Raw genomic sequence first — 20,569 nt, 5'->3', positions numbered from 1 at the left:
GCTATTTTCCTTCAATAGGTGAAAACTTTCGCCAATACAATACTAACAAAAGTCCCGAAACAATATGCCAAATTCCCCAGAATGCGGCTACCAAAGCCATGTTTGGTTCTGCTTGGAATTGTGTTAATATAAGTCCCAGAGCAAGACCTGAGTTTTGCATTCCTACTTCAATCGTAATCGCACGACGGTTATAAGGGTCTTGTCGAAATACTCTAGCGATTAGATTTCCAATGGTTAGGGCTACCAAATTATGGAAGACAACAATTAGAAAAATAAATCCCATATTGTCTAAAAACACTTTCCAGTTTCCCCCAACAGCCACAAGGATAAACACAAGAAAAGCAAAGGAAGAAACCCTTTTGAAAAAGGGAGTGATTTTATGAGCGGTTCCCGTCGCATAATTTCCAATTAACATTCCAAGAGTTAATGGAAACAAAAGTAAAATCAATAATCCTTTGATGATAGCGATACTATCGATATGAAGTTCTCCTGTTCCAGAGATCAGGGCCTGTGTAACAGGATTCAAATTTGCCGTAATCGTAAAGTTAAGTGGTAAAGTTATAATGGCGAATGCACTGGAAACAGCAGTCATACTCACTGAAAGTGCTGTATTTCCACGAGCCAAATGTGTGATGATATTGGATAAATTTCCTCCAGGACTTGCTGCCACTAACAACATACCTAGCTCTATCCCTGCGGGCAAATCGAGTAGGAGTGTAATCAGTAGAGTGATCCAAGGTAAAAATACGGTTTGTCCAATGAGGCCAGCCAAGGCAGAGATCGGACGTTGTAACACTGCTTTAAAAGCAATGAACCTAAGTTCCAAAGCAACCCCGAAGATCATAAGTGCTAATACAAGGCCTAAAACGATTTGGTAGTCGTTATTATAATTCATTCTCATTCATTCCTATAGAATTAAATAGATCCAATAAAGAACGCACATTGAAATTTTGTACGTTTGTAAGAGGTAATCTTCTTTTATGGAAGTTCCAATTCTATCTTTTTTTGAGGGGAAGGAAAGTGAGAGCTAAGTAATTTCTGAACACTAACTTCTTTTCCATATTGAACAAATTCGAAATGAAGTTAAGATCCTTACAAAATTCACAAAAGGATAGTGATTTTATCCTTTTGTGAAAAGAAACTTGATGTTAGTTTTAGAGATTCGATAAGTTTTGTTTAAAATCCTGCAGCTTTGATCGCGGATTTCGCACAAGGGTTGTTATTCGGATCACAAGTAAACATTTTAAACGTAAACAAATCATTTGGATTTGGTCTTTGTGATGTAGAACCAAAATTGGTGCCACTGGCAAATCCTAAATCGGAACAAGAGGAAGTTGATACAGCATACTTTTTTACTTCCGTGTTTAGGGTTCCACCAGCACCACCAGGAGGAGTGTTGAAGTAAGCAGTGGAACCAATATTTCCTCCATTCAGTTGGAACGTATCATAACAAGTACCAGTATAAGAGCCACCCAGATCGGCCACTTCCATTACCACTAAAGATTTATTTCGATCCGGCACATTGTTTAATAAATTGTGAATCACAAGTGAGGAAATTTCATCCCGGTTTTGTTCTTTGGATTGGCAATTGCCAAGTAAAAACAAAACAAAGACCATAAACAACAATCGATTCATTTGATTTAATTTCATATAAAGGTCCTCTTAGTTTGGTCTATAACTGTAAGCTTCAGGAGAAACAACTCCGGTCCAAAAGTTTGCCTGTAATTGTAGGTAAACTCTTCTGTCATCAATTGGCATTGCATTTCCAGTGTTCGGATTCACATCAAACTGATTGCCTAGAACTTGGTAATACAGTTGGGCTTTAAAATGATGTTTGTCCCCGAACAAATTCAAACCAGCCCAATACACTCGTAACGAGTCGGTTGGATCGATCCTTCCATTTCGGTTAAAATCACCTTGGATGAATTCGTATTTCAAAACTGGCATGATGTAGTATTTATCAAAAATGGGAATATTGTAACCAATCGTTCCATGATATCCAAATAAATCATTGGAAGCGGCACCACCAAATTTAGTATAGGCGCCCGATAGATAAAAACCTTTATAAGTGAAAGTGCTATCGTAGGTATGTCCAATGAGTCCCATCTTCGGTCGGCCCATTGTAGGCACAGAGTTTTGAACTAAAAAATTAGGATATCCATTCGCATCTAAACTTCCACGATCCGGGTTGGAACCTTGTGCTGTTAACAATTGGATTCCACTTGTGGTTCCTGGTGTGTATTCGGGAACATAAAGAGCAGGTGTGATTAAATTCTGTGTTTGTACGTAACCTGCACCCACAGACCATTTTAATTCACGTTGGAAAATTTCTTCTCCTTCTTGCCAATTCACCATCTTTCCATCAGACTCCCGTTTGAGTCCGCCAAACACATTCACTTGTGCCCGCGCATAGTAAATAGGGGAAGTGTTCACAGCTCCGTATCGATTGGCGGTAGTTAGATCTTGTCTTCTTCCTGTTCCGTAATCTCCTCCACCACCTTTTCCATTACCAACCATCAGCGATAGTTGTAGGTATCTTTCCCATTTATGATCAATTTCTTTTAGTGGGGTGGCTTGGAGCATCACACCGTTATCAAACTGAGGAATCGCATTCACAATCATACTGCGTTCTAATGTCACAAAATTGGCAGACGATTGTAAATACTCTCTACTAAATTGTGTTGGTAATTGTCCAAACACAAATCGCAAACCACCATAAGGAATTTTAGCATAAGCAAAGGCTTCATGAATGTAACCCCGATTGTCTTTCAATCTAGTATTTGTCACATAACTAGTGGTAGCTGGTTTTCCATTTGCATTCAAATAATTTAATGTGCTCGTGGTTTGAACCACATCGGGCCTGTTTAACATGTTTTCTAAACGAAGTTGGATGTTTGCACCCCACCAATCGTTTTCATATTGAGCCCCCAATCGTAACCTTCGGAAGTTCCAATCCACAGTATTAAAATCGCGATGTCCGTTATTAAAAAGCGAGTCTTGCGATCCAGAAACTCCGCGAAATTGCATCCGACCTGTAATCGTTAATTTTTCTTTGGCAGTATCATCGGGTCTATGGGCAAAGGCATCAGGAAGAGTGGTTGTATTTCCGGAAAGGGGACGGTTGTACTCCACCTTCACTCGGTTGGCACCAGGTTTTGTAAAAATTTGACCCGATTCTGTATCTTCATAAAGATCTCGGTATACTTTCGTTTGTGGTTCTTTTGAATCTTTTTTATGTTCTTTGGCTTCCGCTGGGTTTGATCCCACCTGACCCACTTCTTTGGTTTGGGAAGGTTCTGGTTCTGCAGAAACAGCCTTAACAAAGAGTAGGAGGGCCAAAATTGCTTTTGAGATAGTCTTCATTCGTTTTGGTTACGACTGATTTGGATTTATTACAAACGGATGAAACGCATCCGATTCAATGTTTCAGTCTAGTTACAAACGTATTGAAGTACTGTTGGGATTGGATGACGGAATTGTTACGATTTGGTTACAGGGGACCTTGGTGCGTGCTTTTTGTACTTTTTTTTTAACAAAAACAAGGTTTGTCACAATAGAACTAAGGATTATTACAAGTTCATCACGAATGGATACGAGCCAATTTGTGAATCCATTTGGTTTGTTTAGAGGATTCTATAAAAGATTGGGGGGGCGGATCCGCCCTTTCGTGCGGACCGGGCTCTACGCTTCAATCTTTCGCTTAGGCGAAAGGATTTCCGCTGCGATCCCTTCCGCTTAAGACAACTAAGAACTAAAGGTTATAATTGGAATTGGTCGCAGATTCCCTTTAGCTTATCTGCCGTATTAGAAAGATTTTTGGCAGAGGAGGACATTTCTTCTGCCCCTGCGGCTGTGTTGATGGTATGTTCATTGATCTGGGTGATGACATCGGTAATCTCCCGAACCGCTCCTCTTTGTTCGTCCGCGGCCACTTTGATTTGGTCGGATTCCCCTTTGACCACCCCAGAATTCTCAAGTACCGACCGATTGATTTCCGCTTGGGAACCCATAATCGTATAAAGAGAATCCATCGCCTGCGAAACACCATTGATATTTTTAATGATTTCTTGGATGAGAGATGTTGAGGATTGGATGCTTTTGGCACCTCCATCTAATTCTTTTGCGTTATTGCCAATCATCTCAGAAATGGATTTGATTGAAGAAGCTGTCCGAATGGATAGTTTAGAAATTTCTTCGGCAACTACAGCAAATCCTCTTCCCGCGTCACCCGCACGAGCCGCTTCAATTGCTGCATTGAGAGCCAAAAGTTGTGTTTGGTCAGAAATTTCATTGATGATGGCAATGATCGCTTTCATCTCATCAGATGATTTGAGTATGTTACTGATCATATCATTCATACCAGTGAGCGACTGTTCTCCTTCTTTCGCTTGGTTGGAGATAGACTTCATTTGGTTTAGGGTATGATTGATTTCGTCTGCTACTTGTTTGACGCTATTTGCCAATTCTTGTATTTTCACTTGGAACTGGGAAATATTATTGTGTTGGATATCAATGGAACCCGTAATGTTTTCCATACTTGCAGACATTTCTTCAACTGTAGCTGACATCTCTTCGGTGGAAGCGGCTGTTGCTTGAGCACCGCCGGAAAAACTATCGGCACTGGAAGAAAGTTCTCCGGCACTGGATGCAAGTTCTTGTGATATAAACTGAATCTCGGAAATAATTTTGCGAAGGCTAACCAAAAAGGAATTTGTATCCCCACTTAACTCACCAATTTCATCACTATGAATGATTTTTAAAGATTGGCTTAGATCCCCAGAAGACATTTTTTTAAATAAATCTCTAAGACCAGAAATAGGTTTTAATCTTTGTGTGATGAGTTTGGAAAGCGCAAAAATCGATATCACTAAAATACCAATAGCAAAGATTCCAATTTTTAATAACATATCATGGACAACTGCTATAATCTCGCCTTTGGAAGCAATCGTCGCCAAACGAATGTTGTATTGTTTAATATCAAACACAGTAGCTATTTTTTCTTTACCGAAAAAATATTCCATGTGTTCTTCAGAGTTTAGAGCGAGTAACTTTTTCCCCCAATCTAGTTTTTGGAGGTCCAAATTTAGGATTAATGATTTGTCTGGATGTCCAATGACTTGGCCTTCCATATCTGTTATTGCAATAAAACCTTCTTTTCCAATTTTGACATCCTTTACCACTTCATCGGTAAGATGACTCAAAGAAATCGCAAAGGCAAAGATAGCCACTACTTGTTTGCCTTGGAACACAGGCATGGTTAGAACAGCTACAGGTTCTTGTGTGACCGGTGACTTTGCCACCTTACTGAGAAGAGGTTTTCCTTTAAGAACTGCTTTGATGTTTTCATCAAATCCTGTGTTCCCCCATCGAAATCCAATGGCCTTACCGGTTGCATCGGAAAAAACCATCGGGTTTTCTTCTGCAGTGGATACAAAAACATTTTCATAAATGCCGTATTTTTTACTTATATTGGAGAGAACCTGATCTAGATATTTACGATCTTTTTTGATACATCGTTCTGCAAATTCAGGGTTAGTGGCATTTAACTCTGCTAATAAAAATTGGTAGTCAAAAAAAATCTGAATCTGCCTTGCTGAGATCCTGGCAACATTTTTCATTTCGCCTATATAAGCATTCACAATATAGGATTTGCCTATGATGTAAGCGAAAGAGGAGATCCCAATGGTTAACACCAAAATTACGGTTACACTCAGTGCTACAATTACAGTCTTTAGGCTATTTAATTTCATAATATAAGTCCCAACAAAAACAAATCGAATCATATTTCATAATGGTTAGTTTGGATTTGTCAAATCACATATTAGAAACTTTTCGAACGATTCGTACGAATACTAATAAATTGAGGTTTATCGATTCTCTTTTCGGATCACTAGTTTTAATCCTGACCAAATTTCATCCACGGCACAAACTTTAATGTCTACAAGACCTAATTCTAGTGCAAAATCCCGAATGAGATTTTCATTCATATCAGTAGGGATTTTAGATGTTTTTTTGGGCCAAGAAATCCAAATCATTCCTGATGGTTTGATCAAACCCATCAGTTTAGGCAATTTTTTGCGGTATTCTTCGGAGGAAGTTGTAAAAAAATGAATGAGATCTAAATCTTTTTTAGGTTTGTCAACAATTTGAATTTCTTTGGGAAAAGTTCCCCAAGTTTTGGTGAAGTCTTTGGAGGGAAGATTGATAAAGTGAAGGAACATACGTTCTTTGATTCCTAATTTTTCAACCAGCGGTTTACCTGAATAACCAGCAGACATAAATTCCTCGTTAACCTCCGTAATCTTAAAATACTATCGGCAAAATACTGTTAGCTTTTGATTCTAAAAACTAAGGACTTAGCAACAAAAAATATTTTCTAGATCCTTTCCAATTTTTCTGTTTCAGGAAAAAAACCAATGGACAAAACCCTATTTCTTTATAAAAAACCTGCATCCATAAAAAAACAGAAACTACTGGATCATTTCTATGAAATTTGATCCGTCGGTGAATAAGAGCAATAAAATATTGACCCAATCACTGTTCTAGTAATTTCAACTAATAGAGGGTATTTAGTGTTAACGATCGCAGATCTTTGGAAACAAGGAAAAATCATCATCAATAGAATCAGATTCGGTTTGGTTCTTTTATTCTTTTTTGCCATGGTAGGGGCAAAGGACGAATTCCAACCAAAGATGTTTTTGATCCATATGATTGGAACTTGCACAATGGCTTTTTATTGTGCCGTTGCTTATTTTTTAGAAAGAAAATCAAACCCACCCACTTGGTTTCACAAAACACTTATTTTATTAGATACTTTAGTCCTAGGTGGCACCATCATTATGGACTGCACCCTTAGTTTAAATGAGGCGCAGGCAGCACTTGCAAATACGGCAGTTTATTTTATTTACTTTTTTAATGCTATCTATTCTGGATTTTTAGGTGACCGAAAGTTTGTTTTGCTTAATTCGTTTATAGGTGCCACAACTTCCGCTATTGCTTTGTATTGTGCCGTAAACATTGGAGGAATTAAACTTTCTGTTGATCCAGAACTTTCTCGGCAAATAGGCTATGTGGGTACGGCGGGTGAAGTTCTTAAACCTGTTTTTATTATGATTGCAGGTTATATTGTCAGTTTACTAGTGCAGCTCCTAACAAAAATTAGTTCCCTTGCCGAAATCAAAGCGGATGAAGCAGAACTTCTTTTAGACCAAACCAAAGAAAGAAATAAAATTTCTGCTAATGCAGCTGTAAAATTAGAAAGTTCGATTACAAACTTTAGTAACTTTGTTTCACAAACTTCCGTAAAACTAGAATCACAGGCTGCTTCCTTAGAAGAAATAACGGCAGTTATATCAGAACTTTCCAGTTCATTTGAATCCAACGGGTCTTCCATCGAAGAACAAAACAATAAAGTACAAGGAATGGTATCGGACACTGAAATTCTAAAAGAAACTGTAGACCAAATTCTTGTTCAAAGTGAACGACTTGTGGAAATCGCTGAGATCAATAAAAAAGAAAGTATGTCCGTTACGGAAGTAGCGGACCAAACCGCAAGCCATTTGGAATCCATCCAATCATCCTTTGACCAAGTAAACGAAATCAATAATATCGTAGCCGAAATTGGAGAAAAGACAAACTTACTTGCGTTAAATGCATCGATTGAAGCGGCAAGGGCAGGGGACGTCGGAAAAGGTTTTGCTGTTGTGGCAAATGAAGTAAGTAAACTGGCTGAGTTTACCAAAAACAACGTAAAACGAATTTCTGTAGTGGTTAAAAGTTCCAAAGATATCATAGCCAACGCAAGAAATGCATCCAAAGAAACAGGGGAATTGGCAAAATCACAAATTGATCGTTTGAACCAAACCTTGGTCGAAATCCAAGATATGAATCGTTTGTATTTGGAACAAAGAAATACTTTGTCAGCCATTCTAACAGAACTTGGACAAATTCGGGAATTATCCAAACAAATTTCCGAATCTACCAAAGAACAGTTACTTGGTCAGAAAGAAGCATCCAAAGGAATCGTCCAACTTGAAATGGAAGTTAATGAAATCAGCCGTGCCTCCAAAGACCTAGAAGAGCATATTGAAATGATAAAAGATGAAGCCAATAAATTGGCATCGATGAGCCAAACGTAGTTCTTAATTTAGGAATTTCCATTTTCTCTTATAAAAACTAACTTAAATATTTTTTTTAAGTTAGTTTTTATTATTAAAATTTGGTTTTAACCTTCTTTTAGAAAACCAATGATTTCATCTTTGACACTCTCGGTTCGCAAAATCATTTTGTGGCCGAGACCTTTGGTTTGGACTAACTTGGATTTTTTCCAGGCCTTAGAAACTGCAAATCCCATTGCAAAAGGAATTTCCAAATCATCTTCATCATGAATCACAAGAAGGGAGTTATCAAATTTAGGTCCGGCTTTTTCTAAATCCAAACTGCTAAGAGGTTGTTTCACCTTTCGTTCCAACACCTCTCGCATCGCTTCACTTTCTTCTTCAGTTAATTGGTAGTATCGGTTAAAACTTTCTCGTAATATTTCTAAACGTAAAGGTGGAGCAATATAAACTAACTTACTTGCATTAACACCTAATTCTTGTGCTACGGTGGCGACCGCACCACCAAAAGAATGTGTAATGATATAATTTGGATTTCCAATTTCCTGTACGAGCCTACGTACCATCTTCGCGGATAATACAATATTAGAATACCTACCAGTAGAAAATCCATGTCCTGGTAAATCAATTCCTATGACATTATATCCTTCTTCCAAAAGCGCAGGAACAATCCTTGCAAAATTTCCTGTATGTCCATTCCAACCATGAACAAGAAGGATGGTTTCTTTCTCTCCCTTCCAATGAAAGTATTGGATGCGGTGTTCATTCTCTTGAAACTCTTTTTGTTCTGCTAATGTTAATACATCCATTTCTTTTCTGGATGGTTTTTGTTTCTGTGTGGATAAAAAATACCCAGCGGCCACATGACCAATGAACTTTGGCCTTCTTCTGGCAAAGACCCATTTTTCTTCCATTGTGAATGGATAACTTCTATTTAAAGTACGAACGATCGTGCTATTATGTTCCATAATTTTAAACCTCTTTTATAAAAATCCTTTCTCAATTTCTTTTCAAATATTGTATTGGTGTCGTTTGATTAATTCGTTAAAACTTTGTTTGGTTCTCTTTTCAGAGTTTTTGTCTTCCAAAAGTCTGTTATAAAAATGAAATCCTAAGATCAGTCCCCAAATTTCTTGGACCATCTTATCTACATTTGTATTGGCATCTAACTCTACGGTATCTTTTGCATCTTGCACAAATTGTTTTAATGTCTTTTGCCAACTGAGTTGTGTTTTTTTCAAATGATCTCTGACTGCACCGGGCCTGTCGTCAAATTCGGAACTAGATGACAAAAACAAACATCCTCCGGGTAGGCTATCCGTATTTGCCCAAGACAACCACATCTGAAAAGCTGTTTTGAGTCTTGCCAATCCTGGTTTGGTTTTGAGAGCAGGATAAACCACATTCCGTCGGAACAGTTCGCTTCCAACCCTAAGGACTTCGATTTGGAGATTTTCTTTGGAAGCAAACTTTCCAAAGAGTCCACTTTTGGACATTCCCAATTCTTCGGCAAGGGATCCGATGGTAAGCCCTTCCAATCCTTGGATGCTTGCCATTTGGACCGCTTTGTCCAAAATCATTGATTTTGTGTTTTCTCCCTTGCCCATAAATAAAAGTACGATCGTTCGTTGAATTTAGTAAAGTACTTTTTAGGTTTTGGGTGCCTTAATTTGGTTTTTTTAATCAGATGGGTACGATTCACAACCGGGCTTCTCCGGGGTGCGCTGACGCTCCCGTCTTAGTTCGACCCCAATGGTCCGAACTAAGACCAAGCCCTTCGCATCCCTGGCACAGGAAAGGGTTGGAGGACGGTCGAATTTATCTAGGGAAACTTTTTAAGAAAACGAATTCTATTGTTTTAATTTGGCATAACGCGAAAATTTTTCGTTACAAAATATAACCTTTAACTGCAGTAAGTGGAAGTAAATTTCTTGTTTTTATGGAATGGCAGGTTCCGATATGAAAGAAGATCAGTAAATTCAGTTCTACTAAAGAATGTAATTATTTTTTTAGCTGAAAGATATATAAGTTAATGGAGATACTATGGCGGCAAAAAAAGAAAGTGAGTTTCCATCCATTATTCGTTTTTTAAAACAAAACGGGCGTGAATCGGAAGTAGAAACAAGACTGGTTCTCCCTTTAATCAAACATTTAGGTTATCAAAGAGAAGATTTTAAAGACAAAGTAACTTTAAAAAAATCAGGAGAAGCAGATTTTGTTTGTTTTGTAAATCAAAATCCATATTTAGCCATTGAAGTAAAATCCAATGTTGTCAATTTATCTGATCCTTCTGCCAAAACATACATAGAAGCAAAGTTTCAGTTATTTGATTATATGAACACCGATGATTTGCAAAAAGTACAGTTTGGTTTACTGATCAATGGTAAAAATGCCCAAGTCTTTCAACGTAAAAATAAAGTAATTTTCCCACTGACTGAGATTTTAAATTTAGAAGAGGGAACAGACAAAACCATAACTCTTCTCAAAAAACTTTTAAAAAAACCTTCTCTTTATGAAGATAAGAAGAAAGCTCTTATCGTTGCAATTTATAACAATAAGGGAGGAGTGGGTAAAACAGTCACAACCGGTAACTTTGCAGGTGTACTTTCTGAAAAAGGAAAAAATGTTTTACTCATTGATTTAGACCCACAACAACGAGACCTAACCGATTCCTTTAAACTTGAAGTTAAAAAAACAGAAACACCTACAAGTGTTTTTGATATTTTGTTAGGGAAAGAAATTAAGGGAAGTATCAATACCATTCGAATCAGGAAAAATCTGCATATCATCAGAGGAGACGAACGTTTTGATAGTGCTGCACACGCTACTAAAGCAATCACACAGACAATGGTGAAAAAATTTCGTAAACTTCTCGATGCCTTTGGTGAAAAAGGAAATTTTGATTATATACTCATCGATTGTCCAACCAACTGGAGTTTTTTTAGTAAAATTGGAGTTTCTGTTTCCGACTCTGTTTTAATTCCCGTAAATTACCAAGCAGCACAAGCCATTCATAATGCCGTCCAAGTATTAGAAAAATTCATTCCAGAAGTTTGGTCAGAAAGAAAAGGAAATGGACCAGAAGTCTTGCCTATCCTTTTTAATAATGCATATACCGATCCAACGAGCAAAAAACATTTTGATAATGTAAGACGGGATGAAATACGAAAACTAACAAAAGACAAATGGTATGCAAAACTATTTGATGAAGCTATTGAAATTAAACACCATCATGAAATTTCAACATCATTATTTTTGCATATTGATGAAACTGGACCTGCACCATATACATTAAAGAATAAACAATCAAAAGTATTTAGAGAATATGAAGAAGTTTTAGGTCAAATTTTCGGTATTTAAAACCATAAAGGTTTAATGGCTTAGCTTGAAAGTGCGTGATTTAAACTTTTTTTGACTTGAGTTTACTAAGATTTTGATACAATCGAGGCTTATGCAACAGTACACATTTAACAAATATTTTGCAAAAAAAAGTTTTTTAAAAATCTTTGGCGGCGAAATTCGCATTTTTGATGAAAACAAAACGAACCTTCTCTTTTTTGTGAAACAAAAAGCTTTTAAACTAAAAGAAGACATTACAGTTTATGCAGATGAAACAAAATCTAAAGAACTTTTAAAAATAAAAGCACGTAGTATGATCGATTTTTCTGCAATCTACGATGTTGTGGATGTTTCCTCAAATGAGTCGATTGGGTCACTGCGCCGAAAAGGATTCAAATCAATACTAAAAGATTCTTGGGAAATTTTAGATGCAAAGGACCAAGTGATAGGTTCTATTGATGAAGATAGTATGTTGAAAGCAATGCTTCGTAGGTTTTTAACTAATTTAATTCCACAAACCTTTTTCATTACTGTAAACAAGAATCAGGTGGGAGTTTTAAAACAAACTTTTAATCCTTTTGTTCCTCAATTCAATATAGATTTTTCAGCTGATACAGCAAAAATTCTAGATCGAAGAATGGGCATTGCAATTGTGATTTTGTTACAAATCATTGAAGGTAGACAAGAATAGTTTTGGATTGGTAATTTAAGTTTTTATCTCCGCGATAAGGTTACGTAGGGCTTGGTCACCTGTCATCGTTAGATGGCAGGTGACGGGAGCGTTAGCGCTCCCCGGAGGAGCCTGACCCATTGCAGGAAGAATGGTGAGTCTTCGGAGGGATTGGGATCGCCCAAAGCAAAAGAAAAACGGTTATTGGATTTAAGACTTACTGATTGCCTCAAGCATCGTAACCCATTGGCCTAGTAAATTCTTTGAAAAAGTTTTGATTTGTTCTATCGAGATTTGTTCACTGTATGGCAAAGTAATTTTAATTATTTGAGGATAAGATGAATTCACTGTATAAGTGTATTCATTAAAAAGAATATATAAATTAGTTTGGATATTAAAGTCAGCTTTTTCGGCAGAATGTTTGTATCCATTTAGGCTGATTGAAACTGTAATCGACTTAGGAAATGAGTCGTCTAGGTTTCTTGCATAAGTTTGGTATGATTCCTTTAGTTGACTTAAGTTTTTAAATGTTTTTCTTGCGGATGGTTCTAAAGGTATTGTAATCTCGTTAGAGATATTTAAAAAAAAGGAATTCATTTTAGGTAAGTTTGAAATTACTTCTTCGATCAATGGTACAATGGATTGAGCAACTGTTTCGAAAACATGGCTCGGGTCTCGTTTGACACGTACTACATTTTTTTTGTTTTCCTCTATCTGCCCAAGTAACAGTTTTAACCGTTTGTCGATATCATCATCTTCGTCAATGGATTCACCATTTGCACCCTTTAATGTCAATTCTAAAGAGTGAATTAATTGTTGGCCTATGTATTCAATAAATGGATTTAATTCACCACCATCTGCTTGTCTAAGTGCTCGAAAGTAGTTTTCTTTTTCCTCTGTTTTAATGACCACAGGTGGATAACCGTTCATCATCAGAATTAGATTCATGAGGATTCGTGCCATCCTTCCATTTCCATCATCGAAGGGATGGATCCGGATGAATTTGTAATGAAAGGTCGCAGCTAATATTAAGGTAGGGAGTTCGTTTTTTGTCTGATTTTCTTCAAACCACTTGAGAAGTTGTTCCATCTCCAGTGGAACAAGGTTAGGTTCGGTAAAATAAAATGTTTCACCTGTAGAAGTTAAAACATGATTGGGTTGCGATTTGTATTTACCTGGAACTATCTGTTTCGTTGTTTCCATTCCATCTTTCGTAAGTGCCTTTGTAGCGTATGGTTCACCTAAAATCAATTGGTGGAAGCTGCGAATTTTATGTTCTGTGAGTTGAACCTCCCCTTTTACCATATCTTCTAAATCGAGTATTGCCTCGTTGTGACCTTTAATTTCAAGGTGATCTTTTAATGGTTTGCCTGAAGCGGTGTTTCCATGTAGTAAAAAGGTTTTGGTTTCACCGAAAGTGAGAGAGTTCCCTTCCATCGAATTGGAATGGTAGTTCCAATCGAGTCGAAACTTTTGCATGACCTTTGCCATTGTTTCCTCAGGAATGGGACGAATGGCATCTAACTCTGCTTTCAGTCTTTTGATTCTATTTAAATCTTCACTTAACATGTACAAATTATTTTTGGTACTGATTTAAGTTTGTAAATCATTAAAAAATAGATCTGTTTTTGAAATCAATTACGGATCATTTACCTTTTTAGAAATTAATTCATTAGTTTCCTGTTATCCCACTTTCTTATAAAATGTCTCTGTGGCTTTTGCTTCTTCTCCATCTGGCGAAATATTGAAGGCAGTTAATGAAAATTCTTTTTCACTGATAAACTGAATTTCGGTCCTCCAACCCCAAAGGGCTTCTCCGTATTCAGGATTGCCATAAGAACCTAAAACAGAAAATCCGTTACCTTTTGATTCTCCGCTCGATAACATAATTTGAGTTCCCATATGAAAACTATCAATCCAAGAGCTTGTGTATCTTTGGTAAGGGATATCAAATCCAAGGATCATTTTACCTACGAATGGTTTCCCATCCAAACTACTGTGATAATCAATAGAGATGAATCTTCCATCTAACAAAGTAGTGATGGTTGCCTCCGCATTGGATTCGTCAGTCAAAACATCTTTTTCGAACCAAGTTTTGGTTTTTCCTGACCAATGACCAAGGAGTTTTTGTAACTGGTGGTGAGGTCCTTCTTTCAGGGATTCTTCGAATTTGTTTGTAGTCATAATTAATTTTCCTTATCTTTAATAGAAGTTAGAGTTTATGTTTGATTCTTTGGTACATAACTAAGAATGACACCACCTGTCGAAAGTTTTTTTGTTTCGATGAGGTTCAATTCTTGGTTGGGAATTCCTTCTAAAAAAAGTTTCCTTCCTTTTCCTAAAAATACAGGCGCTATACAGATTCGATATTCATCAAATAAACCTGCTTTCATCAGTGATGCGGAAAGAATTCCACTTCCAAAGACAAACATATCCCCGCTTCCTTCCTTTTTTAATTTAGAAACTTCGCTTATTGCATCTTTGGTGATGGTGGTATTTTTCCAGGTGGCAGATCCAAGAGTGGTGGAGCAGGCAAGTTTCGGGAGTTCGTTCATAAATTTGGCAACTTCTCCTTCGTTTTCGGGAGCGTTCGTCCAATAATCCGCCATACCTTGGTAGGTTTTGGCACCAAACACAAGTATGTCGGCTGAGCGAAGTTGGGTGAGACTAAACTCTTCGAGTTCTTTTCCCCAAACAAGTCCATGAAAACTTAAATCCCAGTTTGTTTCCCCTTCGAAGTAGCCATCTAATGTGATCACATTCCACATAATTAGTTTTCTCATGAAATTCTCCCCTTTTCCAACAACGAAATACCAAACTTATCTTATCGTGAGAACAGATTCTATATTTTCATCAAGAGATTTATTTTTTAAATACAATTTGTATTGTTTTTGCGTTAAGGATACGTAGGGCTTGGTCACCTGACATCGTTAGATGGCGGGGGACGGGAGCGTAAGCGCACCCCGGAGGAGCCTGGCCCTTATTCGTAAGAAATGTTTTTTTTGCATTTGTTTGGGAACGCCCCCATCAATAAAATTTTCAATGAAAGAAAACGAATTTCGAATGAGCGTATAGAACCAAAAAACTGAAATTCAAATGAGTGGACCCAAATTGAAAATCCACCCTTTATGATCTTTGTGATTTTGTTCTAATCGTATTAAAGTAAATGTCCTCCCGAAACTTCAATGTCTTGGGCAGTGACCCATCCAAAGTCATCAGATAGAAAATTGACAATTACCTTCCCAATGTCTTCGGGAAGTCCAATGCGTCCAAAGGCAGTTTGTTCGGCCAATGGTTTGATGTATTCTGGATATTTATCAAACACACCATCGCCAAAGTTACTATGTGTAGGGCCAGGGGATACTGCATTCACACGAATTTTGCGAGGCGCTAGTTCGTTTGCTAAATAACGAGTCCAAGTGGACAAGGCAGCTTTTAAAGATCCGTAAATGGAATAACCGACAAAAGCTTTTGTGCTAGAGGAACTCGAAGTGTTAACAATTGCACCTCCCTCTTCCATGAGACTAATTAACTTTTGTGTTAAAAAGATAGGGCCTTTGTAGTTGGTATTTAAAATTTGTTCAAAGTATTCTTAGGTTAAATCTGTAAATGCCATTGGTCCACCAATCCCACCATTGTTGACAAGGTAATCAAAACTGGACCGGTTCCAAATGTTTTTCAGTTTGTGTTTTACTTCCTCAACAAACATGGGAAAGGTTTCCTTTTTAGTTAGATCTAACTTCAAAGCAATGGCTCGAACTTCCTTGTTCTTTTCAATTTCTTTGACGACTTCTTCCGCTCGGTCCTTATAAGAATTGTAAGTAAGGATCACACTAATTCCTCGTTTACCAAGTTCAAGAGCTGTTGCTTTCCCAATTCCATTGCTACCACCGGTGATGATTGCTATTTTCATAATAAACTCCTTTTGTAAACTCAAACAACCATTGAACGCTCGTAATGTGGGAATAGGTTTAGTTCCTTCTCATGGATACAAGAATTCATTGTTTGCAAGTTTTGTAATAAGAAATATAACTGAAGCGAAGTTTAGTAACAAGATCCGATTATACCATAAAGTTGCCTAAAACTACCGGTCTCTTTTTTTTTGATTAAAAAGTATTTTTAAAAATCATTTTTTTTGAGGAAAGAAGTGCCTAAAAGAATCTTTTGTGTTAGGATGGGTTGTGCAGGCAATACTAAATGAAATTGTAGAACTTTGTCAGGATGCCACAACGGAACCAACCAAAACAGCTCTTCCGCGTGTGCTAATGATCCAAGGGGAAGTTCCGACACACCAACTGGCAGCCGTCTACGAACCGTTAATTGGTCTTGTTGTCCAAGGTGGTAAAACTATATCGATTGGTACACAGGTAGTACACTTGGAAGGACCATCCTATTTTGTCATTCCCACAGAAATGCCTGCAACGGGGCATGTAAGGCAAGCCGCCAATGGTTCTCCTTATTTGTCTGTTGCGATCCAGTTGGATCAAAAAGTTTTATTGGATTTATTAAAAGATATACCAAATACAGTTGGTGATAAAAAAAATCAGAACGAATTTTCTGCCTGTCCTGCTACCCTTCCCTTCTTAGATGTTTGGTTACGAATGTTACGGTTAATGAAAACACCAGAACATATCACGGCCTTGTCACCAGTCTACGAGAGAGAAATTTTATACCATGTTTTGATTGGACCGGAAGGTTGGCGACTTAGGAAATTATTTCAATCTCATCAAAAAGGTTCGAGCATTCACCATGCCATTCAATGGATCAGACAAAATTTTACAGATAGTTTTGAAATAGACCAATTGGCAAATCGTGCTTGTATGGGAATCACGACCTTTCACAGACAATTCAAATCTATTACGGGCTTAAGTCCGATTCAATTTCAAAAACAATTACGACTCCTGGAAGCAAGAAAACTTTTAACGTATAGTGGTTATTCGGTCACTGATGCTGCCTTAGATGTAGGTTATGAAAGTACATCGCAATTCAATAGGGAATATTCAAGATTTTTTGGAGCCTCTCCCGCGAAAGATGTTAAAAAATTAAAAGAAATGGAAGTGTAGAAATTTGTAAATTTAGCAATAAGGTATTGCAAAGGGAGATTATCATTTTATGTTATACTTATGGATTCAGAAATAGTTAAAGTAGATCAAAAAATTATTGTGGGAATGAAATTAGAAATCTCTCTTTTGGAGAATCAAACCCAAACTTTGTGGCAAAGATTCATGCCAAAATTAAATTCTATTTCGAATCGATTGGACAACAATTTGATTTCCATGTCGATTTATTCTTCTGATTATTTTCACAGTTTCAATCCATCGAATCGGTTTATGAAATGGGCCGGAGTGGAAGTGAGTGAAGAACCAATCATCGGCGATGGTTTAGAAATCATAAAAATTCCCAAAGGACTTTATGTTCGATTTTTGTACCAAGGTTTACCAAGTCAGGCTGGTCCCTTTTACCAATCGATATTTCAGGAGTGGTTTCCTAAGTCGGGATATAAGTTGGACCAACGTCCTCATTTTGAAGTGATGGGTGATAAATACAAAAATAACGAACCAAGTTCTGAAGAGATGATATATATTCCCGTGATGGAGTGATTTAAAAAAGTGGTTTTTTTTAAAAGTCTGTTGCATACACTATAGGAAAGATACTTTCACCTGTCGGTGTTAGCTGGTAATGCGAACGTTGATCAACTTTACTATGAAAGTGGTTGAACTGTAATTGTTAAAAACAAATCAATTTCTTAGTTGATCTAGAATCAAATTCTTATAAAATTCAGGAATGCGATTCTGGATTTTCATTTCACTTTTTTTATTCCTACATTGTACGCAGCCAAAACTAGACAACCCAAATGAATTTGGGACTGATTCTTATTGGAAGACGCAGTCGGTACTGTGCATCACTGGAGTATCTTCTGATTGTCGCCCTCCCGTTCCTGTTTGCACCACTTGTAAATTTTTTACCACGAGTACAACCTATACGGGAGCAAGAGGAGGAATTGCGGGAGCGGATGCTAAATGTATGAGTGATTCGAAAAAACCAACTGAGCCAGCGAGAGCGGTTTACAAAGCCTTTCTTGTGGATGATGTGAATCGCATTGCTTGTACAACTTCGAATTGTTTGACTGGAGGTATATCTGAACATGTGAATTGGATTTTAAAACCAAATACAACCTATGTGCGAGCTGTGGATGGAGTGACTATCGCGACCACAAATAGTTTCGGTATTTTTTCAAGTCAAACCAATGATGCAGAAAATCCATCTGTCACTACTATCTTTTCTGGTTTCGATGCAGGAGGTTGGCTCACTCGTTCTAGTGGACATTGTAATCGATGGACGGATGGAACAAACGCATCGCTACTTGGGGCAGCCCCAAACAGTAACCAACTTTATATCTCAACAGGTGGAATAACATGCGATACATTTTCCGTTATACTTTGTGTGGAACAGTAGTTATGTTAGAAAAGTAAATACGAGAATTTAAAGTGCAAAGGGAGAAGACAAAGATTCATGATCCTTACAAGCAGAGGAATCATAACCAACTTGCCAGTATCTTAAGTTTTTAAAAAAATATTTTTTACAATTCCCGAGGTCGCTATTTTTCCAAAAAGGTTGGATATGATTTCTGGATTCAATTGGAAACGAGTGTTTGTTTTTTCCATTGCAACTCCAATTGATTCGCCTTTATGTAGTAAGTCGATAAAAAAGAATTCAATGGCCGCAAGGGAAAGCACATAAAGATTCGAATGTTGTTTATATAATAGTAAAAATTCCTGTTGATTGGTTTTGGAAAGATCTGGTTGTAGATTTGACTTTCTATTTTTCCAAATGGAATAAATCGAAAATTGATTTTGAATGAGTTTTACCGTTTCTCCAAATTCAAATACAGCATTTTCCAATTCGGTTTGATTTTGGAGACTAAAAAGATCAAAACTAATGTGTTCTTTTTTATGAAAACTGTCTATAAATTGTATTTCGAATTCAGCCAAATTTTTTAAATAAGGAAATTCAGGATAGGTTTCCAAGAGAAAATTAGGAAAATTTCTTCCGTAGTTAGATAAATCATAAGCCTTATGATTGTTTTTATTTATATATTTTTCAATTGCGAAATCAAATAAAGTATCACCTAATACAAAATGTACGGCTTGGAAATTATCTAACAAGGTATCTTTCATTCGAAATAAGTAGGCTTGCTTATAAACAGATGTAGCTTCATCCGATGATAAATTCCCGCAGGCAATGATTTGATTTTGAAAAGGAATATTGTGATTGGATAAAATACAGTCAGTATATAAGTTCTGAAGGTTCTCTAACTTCATTTTTTATCCCTTTTTTTACAATTTTTCTTACTTTGTTAAGCTCATCTTCCAACTGTTGAAACTCAGGAACATTCTCGTCCCATTCAATCATGATTGGAACATTCTCTGGAATATAATCTAAAAATGTTTCCAATAAATTCCAGACTTCTGGATGTACTGGCTCTGCATGTGTATCGAATAGGAAATTTCCCATATCTGTAAAACCAGCCAAATGAATCTGGGCTATACTTTTTTTAGGAATCGTTTTGATAAAATCAACCGGATTGAATTGAAAGTTTTTTGCATTTACATAAACATTATTTATGTCTAGAAGAATTAAACATCCTGTCTTTTGAGTTAGTAAATTTAAAAACTCACATTCTTTCATCGTAGACGATTTATAATTGAAGTATGCTATTATATTTTCTATAGCAATCTGTCTTTTTAGTTCATTCTGTACGTGATCAATGTGATTCGTAATGACTTCTAAACATTCTTCATGATAAGGAACAGGAATCAGTTCATGCAATCTGATTCCGTTAAAATGATTCCAAGCCAAATGGTCTGATACCAGAAATGGATCCACTCTATCGATCAGTAGTTTTAAATCTTTAAGGTAATTTGGATCAATATCATTTGAACTTCCAAGAGACATTCCAACTCCATGGCATGTGATTGGATAGTCCTTTCGAATGGATTCCAATACAGACATAGGGCGTCCTTCAGTGTTCATATAGTTTTCACTGATGACTTCAAACCAATCTATATCTGTATTTGGTTTCTCCATTAGATAAGGATAATGTTCTCTTCTGAGACCAACACCAAATTTAGGAGATTTATTTTCCAAGGGTTTTACGATTTAATAAACTTTCCACCTTTCTCTGCACATTCTTTTTCGGAAGTACCTTTCCAACCTTGTCCTTTGCATGCATTTTTACCTGAACAAGCATGTCCTTTTCCTCCACAATCGCCCTGTCCCTTGCAGGCATTGATTCCGTGGCATTCACCTTCCGCTTTTTCCGCAACTTGGGTTTTAGCGCTCATACAAGATGTAAAAGTAAGTCCAGCCAATGCTGCACCTAAAAGTATTCCCGATTTGTAATTCATAATCTTCTCCTAGTTTGAATTGTAGGTTCTTTCGT

The 20,569-nt window shown here is 36.9% G+C and carries 19 protein-coding genes and 1 pseudogene; 6 read left to right on the top strand and 14 right to left on the bottom strand.

Annotated features, from left to right (window positions below; genetic code table 11):
• Nucleotide 1 precedes the first annotated feature (1 nt).
• From EHR07_RS10880 to EHR07_RS10860, 5 genes are all read right to left on the bottom strand, one after another.
• Entirely contained in the window at nucleotides 2-895 is an 894-nt protein-coding gene (locus tag EHR07_RS10880; RefSeq protein WP_135745102.1) for a bile acid:sodium symporter family protein, read from the bottom strand.
• Nucleotides 896-1,176: 281 nt separating this feature from the next.
• Nucleotides 1,177-1,650 (bottom strand): LA_3150 family lipoprotein, encoded by a 474-nt coding sequence (locus EHR07_RS10875; protein ID WP_135745101.1) that lies wholly within the window; start codon nucleotides 1,648-1,650, stop codon nucleotides 1,177-1,179.
• Between the two features lie 12 nt (nucleotides 1,651-1,662).
• Entirely contained in the window at nucleotides 1,663-3,363 is a 1,701-nt protein-coding gene (locus EHR07_RS10870; RefSeq protein WP_135745100.1) for a porin, read from the bottom strand.
• Nucleotides 3,364-3,758: 395 nt separating this feature from the next.
• Entirely contained in the window at nucleotides 3,759-5,750 is a 1,992-nt protein-coding gene (locus EHR07_RS10865; protein WP_135746257.1) for a methyl-accepting chemotaxis protein, read from the bottom strand.
• A 117-nt stretch (nucleotides 5,751-5,867) separates the two neighbouring features.
• Nucleotides 5,868-6,278, bottom strand: coding sequence for a DUF3052 family protein (locus tag EHR07_RS10860; protein ID WP_135745099.1), 411 nt, complete (start codon nucleotides 6,276-6,278; stop codon nucleotides 5,868-5,870).
• Nucleotides 6,279-6,572: 294 nt separating this feature from the next.
• Here EHR07_RS10860 and EHR07_RS10855 point away from each other — a divergent pair, with 294 nt between their 5' ends.
• Nucleotides 6,573-8,138 (top strand): methyl-accepting chemotaxis protein, encoded by a 1,566-nt coding sequence (locus EHR07_RS10855; protein ID WP_135745098.1) that lies wholly within the window; start codon nucleotides 6,573-6,575, stop codon nucleotides 8,136-8,138.
• Between the two features lie 86 nt (nucleotides 8,139-8,224).
• On the opposite strand, the gene EHR07_RS10850 is transcribed toward EHR07_RS10855, so the two are convergent.
• Both EHR07_RS10850 and EHR07_RS10845 read right to left on the bottom strand, forming a co-directional pair.
• A complete protein-coding gene (locus EHR07_RS10850; RefSeq protein WP_135745097.1) occupies nucleotides 8,225-9,085 on the bottom strand; it encodes an alpha/beta hydrolase in 861 nt (286 codons plus the stop codon).
• A gap of 42 nt (nucleotides 9,086-9,127) precedes the next feature.
• Nucleotides 9,128-9,724 (bottom strand): TetR/AcrR family transcriptional regulator, encoded by a 597-nt coding sequence (locus tag EHR07_RS10845; protein ID WP_135745096.1) that lies wholly within the window; start codon nucleotides 9,722-9,724, stop codon nucleotides 9,128-9,130.
• Between the two features lie 436 nt (nucleotides 9,725-10,160).
• Here EHR07_RS10845 and EHR07_RS19275 point away from each other — a divergent pair, with 436 nt between their 5' ends.
• A complete protein-coding gene (locus tag EHR07_RS19275) occupies nucleotides 10,161-11,477 on the top strand; it encodes an AAA family ATPase (RefSeq protein WP_135745095.1) in 1,317 nt (438 codons plus the stop codon).
• 91 nt (nucleotides 11,478-11,568) lie between these two features.
• A complete protein-coding gene (locus EHR07_RS10835; protein ID WP_135745094.1) occupies nucleotides 11,569-12,147 on the top strand; it encodes an LURP-one-related family protein in 579 nt (192 codons plus the stop codon).
• Between the two features lie 189 nt (nucleotides 12,148-12,336).
• Here the strand turns inward: EHR07_RS10835 and EHR07_RS10830 are convergent, their stop codons facing one another.
• The 4 genes and pseudogenes from EHR07_RS10830 to EHR07_RS10815 form a co-directional block, all read right to left on the bottom strand.
• Complete coding sequence (locus tag EHR07_RS10830; protein WP_135745093.1) at nucleotides 12,337-13,695, bottom strand: Fic family protein; 1,359 nt, start codon at nucleotides 13,693-13,695, stop codon at nucleotides 12,337-12,339.
• A 114-nt stretch (nucleotides 13,696-13,809) separates the two neighbouring features.
• The gene (locus EHR07_RS10825; protein WP_135745092.1) at nucleotides 13,810-14,310 is read right to left on the bottom strand and encodes a DUF1579 domain-containing protein; all 501 of its coding nucleotides are present in this window, start codon (nucleotides 14,308-14,310) and stop codon (nucleotides 13,810-13,812) included.
• A gap of 35 nt (nucleotides 14,311-14,345) precedes the next feature.
• Nucleotides 14,346-14,909 carry a dihydrofolate reductase family protein gene (locus tag EHR07_RS10820; RefSeq protein WP_135745091.1) on the bottom strand — a complete coding sequence of 188 codons (564 nt, stop codon included), beginning with the start codon at nucleotides 14,907-14,909 and terminating at the stop codon, nucleotides 14,346-14,348.
• A 374-nt stretch (nucleotides 14,910-15,283) separates the two neighbouring features.
• Nucleotides 15,284-16,039 (bottom strand): annotated as a pseudogene (locus EHR07_RS10815) (SDR family NAD(P)-dependent oxidoreductase).
• Nucleotides 16,040-16,307: 268 nt separating this feature from the next.
• Between EHR07_RS10815 and EHR07_RS10810 the strand changes: the two are divergent.
• The 3 genes from EHR07_RS10810 to EHR07_RS19270 all read left to right on the top strand — a co-directional run bounded on the left by EHR07_RS10810 (nucleotide 16,308) and on the right by EHR07_RS19270 (nucleotide 18,582).
• Complete coding sequence (locus tag EHR07_RS10810; protein WP_135745090.1) at nucleotides 16,308-17,189, top strand: AraC family transcriptional regulator; 882 nt, start codon at nucleotides 16,308-16,310, stop codon at nucleotides 17,187-17,189.
• 60 nt (nucleotides 17,190-17,249) lie between these two features.
• The gene (locus EHR07_RS10805) at nucleotides 17,250-17,726 is read left to right on the top strand and encodes a GyrI-like domain-containing protein (protein ID WP_135745089.1); all 477 of its coding nucleotides are present in this window, start codon (nucleotides 17,250-17,252) and stop codon (nucleotides 17,724-17,726) included.
• Nucleotides 17,727-17,910: 184 nt separating this feature from the next.
• Nucleotides 17,911-18,582, top strand: coding sequence for a DUF1554 domain-containing protein (locus tag EHR07_RS19270; protein WP_135745088.1), 672 nt, complete (start codon nucleotides 17,911-17,913; stop codon nucleotides 18,580-18,582).
• A 101-nt stretch (nucleotides 18,583-18,683) separates the two neighbouring features.
• Here EHR07_RS19270 and EHR07_RS10795 read toward each other — a convergent pair whose 3' ends face one another.
• The 3 genes from EHR07_RS10795 to bufA2 are packed head-to-tail and all read right to left on the bottom strand — an operon-like array spanning nucleotide 18,684 to nucleotide 20,534.
• A complete protein-coding gene (locus EHR07_RS10795) occupies nucleotides 18,684-19,448 on the bottom strand; it encodes an HvfC/BufC family peptide modification chaperone (RefSeq protein ID WP_135745087.1) in 765 nt (254 codons plus the stop codon).
• Nucleotides 19,414-20,274, bottom strand: a complete 861-nt coding sequence (gene bufB, locus EHR07_RS10790) for an MNIO family bufferin maturase (RefSeq protein ID WP_244288932.1) — start codon at nucleotides 20,272-20,274, stop codon at nucleotides 19,414-19,416. The genes EHR07_RS10795 and bufB overlap by 35 nt, the downstream gene beginning before the upstream one ends.
• A 5-nt stretch (nucleotides 20,275-20,279) precedes the next feature.
• Nucleotides 20,280-20,534: a BufA2 family periplasmic bufferin-type metallophore gene (gene bufA2 / locus EHR07_RS10785; protein WP_135572502.1), complete on the bottom strand. Its 255-nt coding sequence runs from the start codon at nucleotides 20,532-20,534 to the stop codon at nucleotides 20,280-20,282.
• Nucleotides 20,535-20,569: the final 35 nt, after the last annotated feature.

Origin of the sequence: Leptospira bandrabouensis, assembly GCF_004770905.1 — a bacterium.
GTDB classification, from domain to species: domain Bacteria; phylum Spirochaetota; class Leptospiria; order Leptospirales; family Leptospiraceae; genus Leptospira_A; species Leptospira_A bandrabouensis.
Note: the sequence above shows the minus strand (reverse complement) of the source record. Positions and strands in the feature narration are given on the sequence as shown.

What these genes read in the sequence shown, in the direction of transcription:
- EHR07_RS10870 (WP_135745100.1), bottom strand. Translation starts at nt 3,363, where the DNA reads ATGAAGACTATCTCAAAAGCAATTTTGGCCCTCCTACTCTTTGTTAAG.
- EHR07_RS10795 (WP_135745087.1), bottom strand. Translation starts at nt 19,448, where the DNA reads ATGAAGTTAGAGAACCTTCAGAACTTATATACTGACTGTATTTTATCC.
- EHR07_RS10835 (WP_135745094.1), top strand. Translation starts at nt 11,569, where the DNA reads ATGCAACAGTACACATTTAACAAATATTTTGCAAAAAAAAGTTTTTTA.
- EHR07_RS10825 (WP_135745092.1), bottom strand. Translation starts at nt 14,310, where the DNA reads ATGACTACAAACAAATTCGAAGAATCCCTGAAAGAAGGACCTCACCAC.
- bufA2 (WP_135572502.1), bottom strand. Translation starts at nt 20,534, where the DNA reads ATGAATTACAAATCGGGAATACTTTTAGGTGCAGCATTGGCTGGACTT.
- EHR07_RS10875 (WP_135745101.1), bottom strand. Translation starts at nt 1,650, where the DNA reads ATGAAATTAAATCAAATGAATCGATTGTTGTTTATGGTCTTTGTTTTG.
- EHR07_RS10845 (WP_135745096.1), bottom strand. Translation starts at nt 9,724, where the DNA reads ATGGGCAAGGGAGAAAACACAAAATCAATGATTTTGGACAAAGCGGTC.
- EHR07_RS10860 (WP_135745099.1), bottom strand. Translation starts at nt 6,278, where the DNA reads ATGTCTGCTGGTTATTCAGGTAAACCGCTGGTTGAAAAATTAGGAATC.
- EHR07_RS10820 (WP_135745091.1), bottom strand. Translation starts at nt 14,909, where the DNA reads ATGAGAAAACTAATTATGTGGAATGTGATCACATTAGATGGCTACTTC.
- EHR07_RS19270 (WP_135745088.1), top strand. Translation starts at nt 17,911, where the DNA reads ATGCGATTCTGGATTTTCATTTCACTTTTTTTATTCCTACATTGTACG.
- EHR07_RS19275 (WP_135745095.1), top strand. Translation starts at nt 10,161, where the DNA reads ATGGCGGCAAAAAAAGAAAGTGAGTTTCCATCCATTATTCGTTTTTTA.
- EHR07_RS10865 (WP_135746257.1), bottom strand. Translation starts at nt 5,750, where the DNA reads ATGAAATTAAATAGCCTAAAGACTGTAATTGTAGCACTGAGTGTAACC.
- EHR07_RS10830 (WP_135745093.1), bottom strand. Translation starts at nt 13,695, where the DNA reads ATGTTAAGTGAAGATTTAAATAGAATCAAAAGACTGAAAGCAGAGTTA.
- EHR07_RS10805 (WP_135745089.1), top strand. Translation starts at nt 17,250, where the DNA reads ATGGATTCAGAAATAGTTAAAGTAGATCAAAAAATTATTGTGGGAATG.
- EHR07_RS10850 (WP_135745097.1), bottom strand. Translation starts at nt 9,085, where the DNA reads ATGGAACATAATAGCACGATCGTTCGTACTTTAAATAGAAGTTATCCA.
- EHR07_RS10880 (WP_135745102.1), bottom strand. Translation starts at nt 895, where the DNA reads ATGAATTATAATAACGACTACCAAATCGTTTTAGGCCTTGTATTAGCA.